Source organism: Nocardia sp. NPDC003726 (assembly GCF_053586955.1).
On sequence record NZ_JBSFNF010000016.1, the window covers coordinates 55,313 to 69,782 of the forward strand.

15 protein-coding genes are annotated in these 14,470 nt (G+C 68.9%); 7 read left to right on the forward strand and 8 right to left on the reverse strand.

The window, feature by feature from the left end; translation table 11 throughout:
- The first annotated feature begins 451 nt into the window (after positions 1 to 451).
- Both ACWDMM_RS21135 and ACWDMM_RS21140 read left to right on the forward strand, forming a co-directional pair.
- A complete protein-coding gene (locus ACWDMM_RS21135) occupies positions 452 to 1,105 on the forward strand; it encodes a DUF402 domain-containing protein (protein ID WP_323124487.1) in 654 nt (217 codons plus the stop codon).
- Between the two features lie 57 nt (positions 1,106 to 1,162).
- Positions 1,163 to 1,687 (forward strand): DUF402 domain-containing protein, encoded by a 525-nt coding sequence (locus ACWDMM_RS21140; RefSeq protein ID WP_355157238.1) that lies wholly within the window; start codon positions 1,163 to 1,165, stop codon positions 1,685 to 1,687.
- Positions 1,688 to 1,733: 46 nt separating this feature from the next.
- On the opposite strand, the gene coaE is transcribed toward ACWDMM_RS21140, so the two are convergent.
- Positions 1,734 to 2,945, reverse strand: coding sequence for a dephospho-CoA kinase (coaE, locus tag ACWDMM_RS21145; RefSeq protein ID WP_195082768.1), 1,212 nt, complete (start codon positions 2,943 to 2,945; stop codon positions 1,734 to 1,736).
- A 1,540-nt stretch (positions 2,946 to 4,485) separates the two neighbouring features.
- On the opposite strand from coaE, the gene ACWDMM_RS21150 reads away from it, so the two are divergent.
- From ACWDMM_RS21150 to ACWDMM_RS21160, 3 genes are all read left to right on the forward strand, one after another.
- Positions 4,486 to 5,097 carry a TetR/AcrR family transcriptional regulator gene (locus ACWDMM_RS21150; protein WP_195082767.1) on the forward strand — a complete coding sequence of 204 codons (612 nt, stop codon included), beginning with the start codon at positions 4,486 to 4,488 and terminating at the stop codon, positions 5,095 to 5,097.
- 181 nt (positions 5,098 to 5,278) lie between these two features.
- Complete coding sequence (locus tag ACWDMM_RS21155) at positions 5,279 to 5,464, forward strand: NAD(P)-dependent oxidoreductase (protein ID WP_323124488.1); 186 nt, start codon at positions 5,279 to 5,281, stop codon at positions 5,462 to 5,464.
- Positions 5,465 to 5,654: 190 nt separating this feature from the next.
- The gene (locus ACWDMM_RS21160; protein ID WP_195082766.1) at positions 5,655 to 6,155 is read left to right on the forward strand and encodes a hypothetical protein; all 501 of its coding nucleotides are present in this window, start codon (positions 5,655 to 5,657) and stop codon (positions 6,153 to 6,155) included.
- Between the two features lie 71 nt (positions 6,156 to 6,226).
- On the opposite strand, the gene rpsA is transcribed toward ACWDMM_RS21160, so the two are convergent.
- Entirely contained in the window at positions 6,227 to 7,693 is a 1,467-nt protein-coding gene (gene rpsA, locus ACWDMM_RS21165) for a 30S ribosomal protein S1 (RefSeq protein ID WP_195082765.1), read from the reverse strand.
- Between the two features lie 240 nt (positions 7,694 to 7,933).
- On the opposite strand from rpsA, the gene ACWDMM_RS21170 reads away from it, so the two are divergent.
- Positions 7,934 to 8,785 (forward strand): class I SAM-dependent methyltransferase, encoded by an 852-nt coding sequence (locus ACWDMM_RS21170; RefSeq protein ID WP_195082764.1) that lies wholly within the window; start codon positions 7,934 to 7,936, stop codon positions 8,783 to 8,785.
- Here ACWDMM_RS21170 and ACWDMM_RS21175 read toward each other — a convergent pair.
- From ACWDMM_RS21175 to ACWDMM_RS21190, 4 genes are all read right to left on the reverse strand, one after another.
- The gene (locus ACWDMM_RS21175) at positions 8,763 to 9,071 is read right to left on the reverse strand and encodes a hypothetical protein (protein WP_195082763.1); all 309 of its coding nucleotides are present in this window, start codon (positions 9,069 to 9,071) and stop codon (positions 8,763 to 8,765) included. The genes ACWDMM_RS21170 and ACWDMM_RS21175 overlap by 23 nt on opposite strands.
- A gap of 101 nt (positions 9,072 to 9,172) precedes the next feature.
- Complete coding sequence (locus ACWDMM_RS21180) at positions 9,173 to 9,331, reverse strand: toxin-antitoxin system HicB family antitoxin (protein WP_168434213.1); 159 nt, start codon at positions 9,329 to 9,331, stop codon at positions 9,173 to 9,175.
- 14 nt (positions 9,332 to 9,345) lie between these two features.
- Positions 9,346 to 10,230: an SPFH domain-containing protein gene (locus ACWDMM_RS21185; RefSeq protein ID WP_195082762.1), complete on the reverse strand. Its 885-nt coding sequence runs from the start codon at positions 10,228 to 10,230 to the stop codon at positions 9,346 to 9,348.
- Positions 10,231 to 10,308: 78 nt separating this feature from the next.
- Complete coding sequence (locus tag ACWDMM_RS21190; RefSeq protein WP_449939004.1) at positions 10,309 to 11,670, reverse strand: FAD-binding oxidoreductase; 1,362 nt, start codon at positions 11,668 to 11,670, stop codon at positions 10,309 to 10,311.
- A 71-nt stretch (positions 11,671 to 11,741) separates the two neighbouring features.
- Between ACWDMM_RS21190 and ACWDMM_RS21195 the strand changes: the two genes are divergently transcribed.
- Positions 11,742 to 12,641, forward strand: coding sequence for a LysR family transcriptional regulator (locus ACWDMM_RS21195; protein WP_195082760.1), 900 nt, complete (start codon positions 11,742 to 11,744; stop codon positions 12,639 to 12,641).
- Between the two features lie 83 nt (positions 12,642 to 12,724).
- Here the strand turns inward: ACWDMM_RS21195 and ACWDMM_RS21200 are convergent, their stop codons facing one another.
- Both ACWDMM_RS21200 and ACWDMM_RS21205 read right to left on the reverse strand, forming a co-directional pair.
- Entirely contained in the window at positions 12,725 to 13,477 is a 753-nt protein-coding gene (locus ACWDMM_RS21200; RefSeq protein ID WP_195082841.1) for an amino acid ABC transporter ATP-binding protein, read from the reverse strand.
- Between the two features lie 32 nt (positions 13,478 to 13,509).
- Complete coding sequence (locus tag ACWDMM_RS21205; protein ID WP_195082759.1) at positions 13,510 to 14,469, reverse strand: amino acid ABC transporter permease; 960 nt, start codon at positions 14,467 to 14,469, stop codon at positions 13,510 to 13,512.
- Position 14,470 lies beyond the last annotated feature (1 nt).

Genomic DNA, 14,470 nt, shown 5'->3' on the forward strand with positions numbered 1-14,470 from the left:
GCCCGTACGAGCAGGCCGATGCCACCCACATCAGCTATGTGAAACCGATCACAGCACGGACGGTCCGCTACCGATCGGTCATCGAGCGCCAGCAGTTCACGCCGACGCGAAACCGCCCGGAGATGACGAGCAACCAGTACGTCTTCGAGAAGGCATGGGATAGGCGACGCCGCTCGGTGGGTACACCGAATGCGAGCCTTCGCAATCACTTTCGACCCAAACGGCCCGAGCCGGCTCCGATCGCTCTCGGCGGCAGGGAGTTCGGCGGCCCGCCCACGCGCAACCGGGTCCTCACAGTCGCGTCACGCCCGCTCGGCGCGAACGGTTACATGTCCGAAATGTCCGTTGCGGCAACAGGTTTCGTGTCGGCGAACAGCTTATCGCGAACCGCGCGAGCGCCCGGACCCAGGTGTACCCTGATCTGGTTGTTCGGACGTGAAGGACAAGAGCCATGAGCGGTCTGATTCCATTACTCGTCGCCGTGCCTGCCGTGACCGGCCTCGCCGGGTACGTCGCCAGGGACATCCGCGCGGCGGTTCCCTCCGTCGCGGGCGCCGCCACGGCCGCCCCACCCGGGCCGATCGCCGCGCTCGGTAGACCGGCGCCGCACCGGCCGAGAGTGGAGTTCTTCAATCTGGCCGAACTCAGCAACACCGACGCCAAGGGCTTCGTCCGCCCGGTCGAACGCTTCCACGTCGAGCCGTGGGGCCTCTACATGGCACGCCGGGTCGGCGGACCGGATTCGCACTACCTCGAATCCTGGTTGCTGCCCGGACTCTCGTTGCGCGCGACGCTGGCGAGGACCAACCCGGCACACCACAGGGAACCGGTCTACCGGCTCGACGTCGGCGAGTTCACCCGGGTCGGCCAGAAGCGCTGGAAGGCGGTGGACCAGTATCTGTCCATCGCCGTGCGCCGCGGCGGCACCGCCGAACTCCTCGGCGTCGACGAGCTGCTCGCGGCACATGCCGCGGGACTGGTCGACACGGCGCAGGCGCACCGCGCGTTCGAACGGGCCACGGCCGTGCTGGACGGGCTGGCCGCCCACGATCACCGCGTGGAGAGCTGGCTCGCCGCCAACGGCATCATCCTCACCTGGATGTAGCCCGCGGATTACTGCCTCCGGCTCGACGCGTCGGCGACGGCGGTAGATTCTTGATGCATGACGCAGGCACCCATCGTCGACGTGCACCGGCCCAAAGTCGAGTACTTCAACCTCGCGGATCTGACGAACACCGATCCGAAGGGTTTCGTGCGCCCGGTCGAGAAGTACCACGTCGAGCCGTGGGGTCTGTACATGGCGCGCACCTCGGATCACCCGCAGTTCCACTACATCGAGTCCTGGTTGCTGCCGAAGCTGCACCTGCGCGCGACCATCTTCCACTACCTGCCCGCGCATCGGCGCGACCAGGACTACTACCTCGACATCGGTGATTTCACACCGGTCGCACCGAAGAAGTGGAAGTCCGTCGATCACTACCTCGACATCGTGGTGCGCTCCGCACGCGAGACCCAGCTGCTCGACGTCGACGAGCTGATCGCCGCGCATGCCGCGGGCCTGATCGGTCTCGCCGACGCCGAGGCGGCCGTGCAGCACGCGACGGCCGCCATCGACGGCATCGCCGCCAACGGCCACACCTTCGAGGGCTGGCTCGAGACGATGGACATCGCCTTGACGTGGCTGTAGTCCGCATCGGCGCGCACCGGGCCGGGTCGGCGCGGAGGACGGCCGGCTAGCCGGCCGAGGATTCCCGCCAGGCGAGCGCCCGTGGATACGCGGCATCGAACCAGGGTTCCTTGACGCCGAGATAGGCCACGGTCGCCTCCGCGCCCGTCAGCCCCGCCGCCTTGGCCTCACCCTCGCGCTTGACGGCGAGGTACTCCGCGCGGGCTCCGGCGTCGGCGCGCAGCCAGTCGCGCAGCAGCAGCGCGTACTGCTGGCCGGGGGAGCCATCGACGCGCACGTGCACGTTGGCCAACCGCCCGGGGTCGGCGCTCTGGTGGAAGCGCTTGCTCCACAGCGCGGTGTTCACGCCGGCCGGGTCCTGCGGCGTCGGCTTGGGGTTGTCCTGGGTGGCCTCCGGCCGCGCCGGGAACCCGGCGGCGGCGATGGCATCGCGCAAGCCGTCGGCGGCGGCGAGGTCGGCGACCGTGATCTGCAGATCGATCACATCCTTGGCGGGCAGCCCCGGCACGGAGGTGGAACCGACGTGGTCGATCCGCGCGGCGGCGGCGCCGCAGGCCACCCACAGCCGGGCGATCAGCCGCTGCGCCTGCGCGGACCACTCGGGATCCGCGGGCACCAGCCGGATGTCACCGCGGCGGGCGGGGGTGCCCGCACGCAGGTTGCGCTCGAACGGCACCAGACGCTCTGTCCACAGCCTGCGCACCTCCGCTTCCACCGCACCCGGCGCTCCACTGTTGTCCAGCAACACATCGGCGACGGCTCGGCGCTGGTCGTCGGTCGCCTGCGCCGAGATACGCGCCCGCGCATCCGCTTCCGCGACGCCGCGAAATTCCACCAAACGGCGAATGCGCGTTTCGGCGTCCACATCGACGATCAGCACGAGATTCATCAACGGCGCCAGGCCGTTTTCCACCAGAAGCGGAATATCCTGCACCACAATCGCGTCCGCGGGCGCCGCGGCGATCAATTCCGCGGTGCGTTTTCCGACGAGCGGGTGGGTGATCGAATTGAGCTTCGCGCGCGCCGCGTCGTCGCCGAAGGCCTTGGCCGCGAGGGCGGGCCGGTCGAGGCTGCCGTCCGCGGCGAGGATGTCGGCGCCGAACGCCTCCACCAGCGCGGCCAGCCCTTCGGTGCCCGGCTCGACCACCTCCCTGGCGATGAGGTCGGAATCGATGACCACCGCGCCCAGGTCGGCCAGGGCCCGAGCCACCGTCGACTTCCCCGCTCCCATGCCTCCGGTGAGGCCGATTCGTAACATTCGCCCAGTCTCGCATCCGCGCCGCCCGCGGGCCCGCGCCGCCCCGAGCGCGTCGCAGGCCGACCCGACCGGCCGCCGCGGCCGGCGCCGGGCAATCCGGCCGATTACCCGATGCGCTCGCGTATTCCACCGCCCGGGAAGCCATTTGCCCGTTCCGTGACAGCGCCGAGACCGATTCGCAACAATTTCGGATGTTTACGGTTCGTCGGCGGCAACTTTCCGACACGCCGAGGCAATTACTCGGGCAAAATACTCTGCCGAGCAGTTTCGTTCCGCTAATCTTCGCCGTGGCGATCCAGGCCGACACCAGCGAAGCAAAGGAACACCATTGGGCACCAGAATCAACCAGACGGGTCGCCACCGCCTGGGCATGGCGGGGCGAGTGCACTGCATTCAGATCCCTGCTGTCGCGGCGGCGCTCGCGGAGCACCGTCGCTCTTGGTTCACCGCGTTCATCAGTCCAGCGCGGCACAGTTTCGCTGCCATGCGGAACCGTCCGGCCGCACCCGCGGTCCGGTGGGTACCTGCTACCGCAAGCTGAACCCGAGCTCGACGTGGCCCAGCCTCTAGCCAAGGCTGGGCCACTGTTTTGCGTACCCACCGGGGGACGCGGTGCTCGGCACGGCAATCCGCCGAGCCGAATGTAAGTACAGTTGCAAGATCGTTCGCAGCGCGCCAGTGGGATCGGTTTCGCCGGAACTCGGCGTCGGCCGTACGCGAAACAGCGCCACTTCCGAGAACGCGAACTCGAAGCGGTCCGCATCACCCGGCGACTCCGGGAATATTCACCAGAGCACTCCGTCTGATCGCCGGCGACTCCCGCCTCGTCCACGGCAGACAATCCGCGCCGGGTTTCCATTTCCTGACCGCCAACGAAACAAGAGAAACACAGCAGCGATACCGCTTGCGATACCGCCGCATTCCCGCACGACTCCCGCCAAAAGAGCCATGCAGCTTCCAGAACCGATTCCCACCATTGCGGCCGAAGGAACATCGCGATTCATCGTCGGCCGACGCCTTTGGATTCTCGGCCATGGCGCACTTCCGGCTAACCGTCCGATCGAGCCTGCCTCGCAGGCCTCGGTCGCCGCTCAGGCCGATGCCACTCGTCGCAGCAGCCCGTACAGTTGCCTGCGCTCCGGCTCGTCCAGCACGGCCAGCGCGGGAACGCTGCCGAAGACCTCTCGATCCAGGGCTTCCCGAAGCTCTTCCCACGAGCGGTCAGGGTCAGCAGACGCGCGCGGCCATCGGTGAGGTGAACTTCCCCGCGCACCAAGCCCAACGCCTCCAAGCGGTCGACCATACCGGCGGTATTCGCGGTCTCGTCGCCGACCACCGGCCTCACGCAGAACGGCCTGATGGCCACCGGACTGGTGACGACGACCCAACAGCTCGGCGGCGCGTTCGGGCTCGGCGTGCTCGGCACCGTCGCCATCAGCCGGAGCACCGCGCTGCTCGAGTCAGGGAGTTCCGCCGAATCCGCACTGCGCCAGGGATTCCGGCGAGCTGAGCGGCACGGAGCGGCTTCGGCGAGCCACTTATGGATGCCCCGACCAGCCGAGCCCAGCAACGCCGTAATACCGAGAACCGGATCCTGGCGGCAGCGGGCCGGTTGTTCGCGGAGATCGGCTACGACCGAACCACCATCCGGGCCGTCGCGACGGAGGCGGACACCGACCCCAGCTTGGTGATGCGGTACTTCGGCTCGAAAGAGAACCTGTTCGCGCGCGTGGCGGTCTTCGCCGACGACCACCCGATCACCGGGACGCCTGAGCAGGTGACCGAACTCCTGCTCGACGCGCTCGCCATCAAGCTGGCGGACCGGCCGGTCAACACGCTGGCGGCGATCCGCTCGATGCTCACCCACCCCGATGCCGCCGACGAGGTACGCGCCGCCATGACGGCGCGGCAACGGGAAGCGGCCGGGCAACTCCCCGACGACGAGGCGGACCTGCGCGCCGGACTGCTCGGCGCCCTCACCATCGGCGTGGTGATCGGCCGCCATCTGCTCGAACTCGAAGGTCTGCGCGACGCGCCGCCGCAGCGCATCACCGCCTTGCTCCGCAACGCCTTCCACGACATCGCACACGGCCCCGCCGAGCCGGGCTCTGCCGCGAGCACACCACCGGCACGCGAGAGCGGCGATGACTGAGCTCCGACGCCGCTTCGGGGACGCGCCGAACCCCGGGCTAGAAACCGAGCGGACGAACCAAGTCGCGCATCGCGGCGCGGAACCGCACCCTCACCGGAGTCCTCGACGTTCCCGCGGACTACCCGCGGGTGGTACGTGCCCTACGCGACGCGTTGAACACCGACCGGCCGTCCAACCGCGATTGGACCTACCTGAGCCCTTCTCGGGGCGGATCAACCCCGGCGAGCGCACCGGCCGCTTCCGGATCGGCGGCGATCAGCTCCCGGCCGGCGGCGGGGACATCTCCGCCGAGGACGCGGCGGTCGCCCTCATCGATGAGGCCGAATTGCCCCGTTTCGTGCAGCACCGCTTCACCGTGGGCTACTAGACAACCGGTCGCGCCGAACAAGGTCAGTGCGCGGCCGAAGGAGCAGGCACGGCGCGATTTCTGTCGTACCCCTCCGGCACAATAGAGGATGTCGGACGTCGATCCGGTTGCGACGCAATGTAAACCCGCAACCCGAGAGATAGGGGTCACCATGCCCGACGCCCTCGCTTCGACATCCGACCGTCTCGCCGTGGATCACGAAGAACTCGTGGCCTTTGCGGCCGAGGTCGAGCGGCACCGTTCTCTGCTGCGTCCCGCCGCGGAGGACTACCGCGCCCGCGTGGCCCAGCGGATCGAGCATTTGGATCCGTCGGACCAAGAGCCGTTCCTGCGGCAGGCGGAGCAATCCGTCATGTCGCTGCTGATCGACCCGATCCGGGACAGCACACTGGATCTGGACGCCTATCGGGCGATCCGGGACGGCGCCCCCGTGCGGTTCGACGCCGAACGTCGCGCCTACGTCCTGCCTCGACCGGAGAGGGAACCGCTGGTGATCCGCCCCGGTATGGCGGAACATCGGCTGGGCGTCGTCGCCCGGCTGGCCTCGCTCGGGTTGCGGCTCGAGCAGATCCAGGTCGTCGCGCTCACCACGGCTCAGATGGTGGCGCCACACGAAGCGACCCGGCCGCCCGCTCCCGCGCCACGCGTACAACGCGGCACGACGAAAGCGTCGCGGCACGGGAACGCCTGAAGGGGGCTCACCGAAAACGACTGTGCCCCAACCGGGAATCGGTTGGGGCACAGTCGTTCAGCTGGTGCCGATCAGGCGTTGCCGGACAGCTTCTCGCGCAGAGCCGCCAGCTGGGCGTCGCTGGCCAGCGAACCGCCGGCGGGCTCGGCCTGGCCGGCGGAGGACTGCGAACCGCTCTCCGATGAGTAGTTCGACGCGCCGCCGCCGTTCGCGGCCTCGGCCGCGGCGTCGGCCGCCATCTTCTCCATCTGCGCGGTGTGCATCTTGTGGCGACGCTCCGCCTCGGCGTAGCGGCCTTCCCACTCCTCGCGCTGCTTGTCGAAGCCCTCGAGCCACTCGTTGGTGTCGGGGTCGAAGCCCTCGGGGAAGATGTAGTTGCCCTGCTCGTCGTAGCTGTCGGCCATGCCGTACTTCGACGGGTCGAACTCGGCGTGGTAGTCCTCGTTGGCCTGCTTGAGGCTCAGCGAGATCCGGCGACGCTCCAGGTCGATGTCGATGACCTTGACCATCGCGTCGTCGCCGACGGTCACGACCTGGTCCGGGACCTCCACGTGGCGCTCGGCCAGCTCGGAGATGTGCACCAGGCCCTCGATGCCCTCCTCGACGCGGACGAACGCGCCGAACGGAACGAGCTTGGTGACCTTGCCCGGCACGATCTGGCCGATCGCGTGGGTGCGGGCGAACTGACGCCACGGGTCTTCCTGGGTCGCCTTCAGCGACAGCGAGACGCGCTCGCGGTCCAGATCGACGTCGAGCACCTCGACGGTGACCTCGTTGCCGACCTCGACGACCTCGGACGGGTGGTCGATGTGCTTCCAGGACAGCTCGGAGACGTGCACCAGACCGTCGACGCCGCCGAGGTCGACGAAGGCGCCGAAGTTGACGATCGAGGAGACCACACCCTTGCGGACCTGGCCCTTCTGCAGCTGGTGCAGGAACTCGCTGCGCACCTCGGACTGGGTCTGCTCCAGCCAGGCGCGGCGGGAGAGCACGACGTTGTTGCGGTTCTTGTCCAGCTCGATGATCTTGGCCTCGATCTCCTTGCCGACGTACGGCTGGAGATCGCGGACGCGCCGCATCTCGACCAGCGACGCGGGCAGGAAGCCGCGCAGGCCGATGTCGAGGATCAGGCCGCCCTTGACGACCTCGATGACGGTGCCCTTGACGGCCTCGTCCTTCTCCTTGAGCTCCTCGATGGTGCCCCACGCACGCTCGTACTGCGCCCGCTTCTTCGACAGGATCAGGCGGCCTTCCTTGTCCTCCTTGGTGAGAACAAGGGCCTCGACCTCATCGCCCACGGAAACGACCTCGTTGGGGTCGACGTCGTGCTTGATGGAGAGTTCACGAGAGGGGATGACGCCTTCGGTCTTGTAACCGATGTCGAGCAGGACCTCGTCGCGATCGACCTTGACGATGGTTCCTTCGACGATGTCGCCGTCGTTGAAGTACTTGATCGTGGCGTCGATGGCGGCGAGGAAATCCTCGGCGGAGCCGATGTCGTTGACGGCTACCTGCGGCGAGGTGACGGTGGTGGGCATATGTCGGTTTGCTCCGGACGGATTGTGGTCGGTTGCGGACATTGGAACTTTCGGTACGCTGCGATCTCACCGCGAGGTGTGAAGACGGACACTAGGAACGTACCGCACGCGACGCGCGTGAAACTCAGCACGGGTTGAACTCCGGTACGGCTGTACGGAAGACACTCGCGCGTTCAGCGTACGCGACCTCGGTCCGGGCGGGCAAACCGGTCGGGTCGCCACGCCGATAGTCTGATCGGCGTGTCGGAAGATCGCCATGCGCAAGCAAACGCACAGCTCGGAACGGCGGGCACGGTGCGGACCCGGATCGGCTCGGCGGCCAGCAGACTGGCCAGCAGGCGGTGGTGGGACGCCGACGCCGCGCAATACCACGAGACGCACGCGGAGTTCCTCGGCGTCGACTCCCCCGGCGGCGAGTTCGTGTGGTGCCCGGAGGGCCTGCACGAGGGCGACATGCGATTCCTCGGCGACGTCACCGGCAAGGCGGTGCTGGAGATCGGCTGCGGCTCGGCTCCGTGCTCGCGCTGGCTGGCCGGGCAGGGCGCGCGGCCTGTCGGGCTCGACCTGTCGCGCGGGATGCTCGAGCGCGGCCTCGCGGTCATGGCGCGCGGTGGCCCGCGGGTTCCGCTGGTGCAAGCGGACGCCGAGGCTCTCCCGTTCGCGGACGCGTCGTTCGATCTGGCCTGCTCGGCGTTCGGCGCGGTGCCGTTCGTCGCGGACTCGGCGCTGGTGATGCGCGAGGTGGCGCGGGTGCTGCGGCCCGGCGGCCGCTGGGTGTTCTCGGTGAACCACCCGATGCGCTGGATCTTCCCGGACGATCCCGGTCCCGCAGGCCTGACCGCCACCATCCCGTACTTCGACCGCACCCCATATGTCGAGGTCGACGGCGACGACGTGCCCACCTACGTCGAGCATCACCGGACCATCGGCGACCGGGTCAGGGAGATCGTCGCGGCGGGACTGGCGCTGGAGGACATCGTCGAACCGGAGTGGCCGGAATGGCTCGACCGCGAATGGGGACAGTGGAGCCCGCTGCGCGGCGAACTGTTTCCCGGTACGGCCATCTTCGTCACGAGGAAGCCCGGACCGTGAGGCGGCGGTCGTCGACCAGCTCCAGGAGGGAGACCTCGTGGCTGACCAGCAGCATCTGCGTCCGCGGCAGGTCGATGAGCTTGTGCAGTTCGTCCCGGAAGGCTTCGGCCTCCGCCATGGTGTCGAAGTCCAGCTCGACGAGCACTCGATTGGGGTTGTGCGTGAACCGTGCCACCCGGCAGTTGCGGGCCCCCGCATCCGCGAAGAACTGCTCGAGACCGTCGAAGGCGGGCTTCCACGTGTCGTAGTCGCGCACGGTGTCGTCGATATGCACGATCGTGGTCATCATTTCCCCTTTCGGTTCCGATGGCCGGAGATTTGCTGACACCTTGCAAGTCTTCGCGCCATCGGGCCGGGGCACCATCTCTGATCGGTATCGAGGTCGTGTCACTGCGACTTCGGTTTACGCCCGGCCTGCTCGAGCGCCAGCCGCAGCGCGTACTCGATCTGGGCGTTGATACTGCGCAGGTCGTCGGCCGCCCACTTCGCGATGGCGTCGTGGACGGCCGGATCCAGGCGTAGCAGCAGTTTCTTGCGCTCGGCCACGGGCAGCCCCCGCCTCAGGAGTAAAGCGAACCGGCGTTGACGACGGGCTGGGTGGGGCGGTCGCCACACAGCACGACGAGCAGGTTCGACACCATCGCCGCCTTGCGCTCCTCGTCCAGTTCCACCATGCCCTCCTGGGCCAGCCGCTCCAGCGCCAGACCGACCATGCCGACCGCGCCCTCCACGATTCTGGTCCGCGCGGCGACCACCTGCGCGGCCTGCTGGCGCACCAGCATCGCCTGGGCGATCTCCGGCGCGTAGGCGAGATGGGTGATCCGCGCCTCCAGCACCTCGATGCCGGCCATCTCGGTGCGCTCGCGCAGTTCGACGGTCAGCTCCTCGGCCACCTCGGCGCCGTCGCGCAGGCTGGTGCGGTCGGCCTCGTGCGCGTCGTACGGGTGCGTCGTGGCCAGGTGCCGGACGGCGGCCTCGGACTGGGTCTCCACGTACTCCTCGTAGTCGTCGACGGCGAAGGCGGCCTTGAAGCTGTCCACCACCCGGTAGACGACCACCGCGGCGATCTCCACCGGGTTGCCGTCGGCGTCGTTGACCTTGAGCTTCTGGGTCTCGAAGTTCCGCACGCGCAGCGAGATGCTCTTGCGATCGGTCAGCGGGAGCACCGAGTAGAAGCCCGGCTCGCTCACCGAGCCGACGTAGCGGCCGAAGAACTGCACCACTTTGGCCTCGTTCGGGTTCACCACGGTCAAGCCGGTGGCCAGCAACAGCAGGACGACGACCACCACCGTGGCCGCCACCGCCCCGGCGACGGCGATGCCGTTGCCGTTCCTGGCGCCGACGGCGAAACCGAGCGCCGCGCCGCCGCCGAACAGGACCGTGAGCACGAACCAGCCCAACAGCACCAGAAAGCCGTCGAGGTGGAACGCGGAGCGAAACTGCATGACATCCTCCCAATATCAGAGTGATATCACGACGATAGCATGCTGCCGCCGCGCCGAACAGGCGCGGCGGCGGCGCGATCACCCGGCGTCCGGCCGGATGTTGCGGTTGAAACGGAACAGATTGCGCGGATCGTGCTGGGCCTTGAGCGCGGCCAGCCGGGCGTAGGTCTGCGGCGCGTACCCAGCCCGGGTCTGCTCTTCGTCCGCCTCGGCGCCCGCGCCGTAGAGGAAGTTCAAGCTGTGCCCGAGTGTCCACGGCGTCAGCGCGGCACGGATCGCCGCGCGGGCGGCGGCGTCCTCGGGGCCGGTGATGATCCGCACGACGTACGCGGCCTCGCGATGGTCGACGGCGATGCGGGCGTCGCTCGGGCGGGCCAGCGCGCCGCCGAGATGCCGGACATCGACGACCGCTCCCGCGCCGGAATCCGGGCTGGCGACGGCGAGCAGGGCCGCGGCCGTCTCGCCGGTGAACTCGCCGAGCAGCGCGTTGGTGGCGGCGTAGGCATGTGGATGGTCGGGATCGCTGTGAATGGTGTGCGACTCGGTGTACGGCATCTCGCGCAGGTCGTCCTTCAGCCGCTCCCCGACCGCCCGCAGCGGCGCGACCAGCCGTTGCCCTTCCTCCGCAGGTCCGTGGTAGGCGATCCGGATCGAGGCGGCGTACCGTCCGCGCAGCGGCGCGGGCACCTGCGGGATGTCGGGGAAGGCGAGCATCGTGACCGTCGAGGTGAGTTCCTCCGGCACGGTCGCGGTCCACTGCCGCCATGCGTCCAGAGCCCGCTCCACCAGCGGCGTATCGAACATCAGTTGTCCGCCGTAGACCGTGGTGACCGGGACGAGGCCGACCTCCATGCCCGTGACGACGCCGAAATTGCCCCCGCTGCCGAGCACGGCGCCGAACAGCTCGTCCTCCGGCGTCAGCGTGCGCACCCGGCCGTCCGCGGTGACCAGCTCGATCGATCGCACGTGCTCGGCCGCGTACCCGAACCTGCGCGCGAGCAGCCCCACGCCGCCGCCGAGCAGGTAGCCCACCACGCCCACCGACGGCGACGACCCGTTCAACGGAGCCAGCCCGTGTTCGGCCGCCGCTTCGACCAGCGCGCCCGCTCGCACTCCCGCGCCGACGTGCGCGGACCGGCGGACCGGGTCGATCCGGATGCCGGTCATGCGCCGGGTGCTGATCAGCACGCCGCCGTCCGCGGCGACGGACAGTCCGTGGCCGGTGGCCTGCACGGCGATCGGCAGCTCGTGGCGGGCGGCGTATTCCACGGCCGCGCGCACGTCCTCGGCGTGCGCGGCGCCGACGATCAGGGCGGGCCGATGGGTGTAGGCGGTCTGGAACCCGGCGACCTCCGCGTCGTAGCCCTCGTCGCCCGGACGGAACACCGGGCCGGTGAAGATATCGCTGTTGTCTTCGATCTGTGCGGTGTTGTTTCCCATGACTTCGACCCTGCCCGGCCAGGAGAAAGAAGTAAAACAGATAGTTCTTCTGATCCCTATAATGATCAATTATGGAGCTGCGCCACCTACGCTATTTCGTCACCGTCGCCCAGGAAGCGAGCTTCACCCGCGCGGCGGCTCGGCTGCACTTGGCCCAACCGGGGCTCAGCGCCCAGATCCGCCAACTGGAGCGCGAACTCGGTCATCCGCTGCTGGACCGGGGTGGACGCACGGTCACGCTGACCGAGGTCGGCGCCGCCGTCCTACCGCACGCGCAGGCGGCGCTCGCCGCCGCCGAGCGGGTCGGTCACACGGTGGACGAGTTCACCGGCTTGCTGCGCGGGCAGGTCAGGGTGGGCTTGATCTCTGGGGCCGCGGTCGAGGAATTCGACGTCGCGGCCGTGCTCGCGGACTTTCATCACGACCACCCGCAGGTCGCCATCAGCCTCACCGAGGACACCTCCGAGCGGATGCTCGACGCCCTCGGCCGAGGCGAACTGGACATGGCCCTGATCGGGATGACCGGCGCGGAACTCGACCCGGCCATCGGCATCGAAGTGGTGCTGGAGACCGCGCTGGTGGCCGCGGTCGCGGCGGCGGACCCCGGCTACGGCGCGGAGCTGCCGCTCACCGCGCTGCGGGATCGCCCGCTGATCTGCCTCACACCGGGCACCGGTATCCGCGGCGTGTTCGAGCGCGCCTGCGCGGCGGCGGGGTTCGAGCCCGCCGTCGCCTACGAGGCGGCGGCGCCTGCGCTGCTGCTGCGCCTGGCCGCCCGAGGTCTCGGCATCGCCGTCGTGCCCGAACTCACCGCCGCGGAGGCCGCGTCCTTCGGGGTGCGCACCGTCCGCATCATCGAGCCGGAACCGCGCGGGCGCCTCGCGCTGGCGTGGCGCACCGACCATCCCGCGAGCCCCGCGGCCAAAGTGCTGCTCGGGCAGCTGCGCATCGCCTTGCGCGCCGACACGTGAACCCGGCCGCGCGTCTCCGCTGGACCCGATGGCGGCACACCGCCCGACCGCCGAGGTTCCTACCGGCGTTCGGCGGGCGGGTGTCAGAGCAATCGCGAGAGGAATGCCTTGGTGCGCTCGTGCTGCGGATCGGCCAGCACGCGCCGGGGCGGCCCCGCCTCGACGACCACGCCGCCGTCCATGAAGACCAGCTGATCGGCGACCTCGCGGGCGAAGCCCATCTCGTGGGTCACCACCACCATCGTCATGCCCGACTCGGCCAGTTCCCGCATGACGGTCAGCACCTCGCCGACCAGCTCCGGGTCCAGCGCGGAGGTCGGCTCGTCGAACAGCATGAGCTTGGGATCCATCGCCAGGGCGCGGGCGATCGCCACGCGCTGCTGCTGACCGCCGGACAGCTGCGCCGGGTAGGCGTTCGCCTTGTCCGCCAGCCCGACCCGGTCCAGCAGCTCCTTCGCCCTGGCCACCGCCTCCGCTTTGCGCACCTTCTTGACCTGGGTGGGCGCCTCGATGACGTTGTCCAGCGCGGTCCGGTGCGGGAACAGATTGAAATGCTGGAACACCATGCCGATCTCGCGGCGCTGCTTGGCCGCCTCGCGCGGGTGCATCTCGTAGAGCTTGCCGTTCTTCTCCCGGTAGCCGACGATCTCGCCGTCGACGTAGAGCCGGCCCGCGTTCACCTGTTCCAAGTGGTTGATACAGCGCAGGAAGGTGGACTTGCCCGAGCCGGACGGCCCGATCAGGCACAGCACTTCGCCGCGGCCCACCTCGAGGGAGACGCCCTTGAGCACCTGCAGGGCGCCGAAGTTCTTGCAGACCCGGTCCGCGACCACCATGGGAAGGGCCGTGGTCTTCGCGACGTCCACGCTCATTTCGCCTTCTCCCCCTGCTGCGCGTCGGCGAGTTCCTGTAGCTGCTTGGTGGTCAGCGTGCGGGAGACGCCGCGCGAGTAGTAGCGCTCCAAGTAGTACTGCCCGACCATGAGCACGCTCGTGATCGCCAGATACCAGGTGGCGGCGACCAGCAACAGTGGAATGGGCTGGAAGTTCACGCCGTAGATGTCGCGCGCCCGGCCGAACAGATCGGTGCTCAGCGGGATGCCGGTGACCAGCGAGGTGGTCTTCAGCATGCCGATGAGCTCGTTGCCGGTCGGCGGGATGATCACGCGCATGGCCTGCGGCAGCACCGTGCGGCGCATGGTCTGGCTCCAGGACATGCCGAGCGCGAACGACGCCTCCCGCTGCCCTTCCCCGACGGAGTTGATCCCGGCCCGCACGATCTCGGCCATGTAGGCCGCCTCGTTGAGTCCCAGGCCGAGCACGGCGAAGGCGAACGCGGCCTGCAACTGCTGCACGTCGAGGTGGAAGAACTGCGGCCCGAACGGAACGCCCAGCTGGATCCGGCTGTACAGCGACGGGACCAGTCCCCAGAACACCAGCTGCACGAACACCGGGGTGCCGCGGAAGATCCACAGATACACCCACGCCGAGCTGCGCAGCACCGGGTTCGGCGACAGCCGCATCACGGCGAGCGTCGTTCCGAGCACGACCGCGATCGCCATCGCGCACACGGTCAGCTCCAGCGTCACGACGGCGCCCGCGGTGATCCTGGTATCGAACAGGTATTTCCCGTAGGTGTCCCAGCGATAGGCCGGGTTCGTCGCGGCGCCGTAGACGAACAGCGCCACCAGGACGAGGATGACCGCCGCCGCTATCCAGCGCCCCGGCCTGCGCAGCGGAACCGCTTTGATCGGCTCCGGCTCCCGCGTCGAGTCCGCTCCGCCGGGCCCGGGATCGCCGGGCGCAGGCCGAGTGTCTTTGTCCGTCATC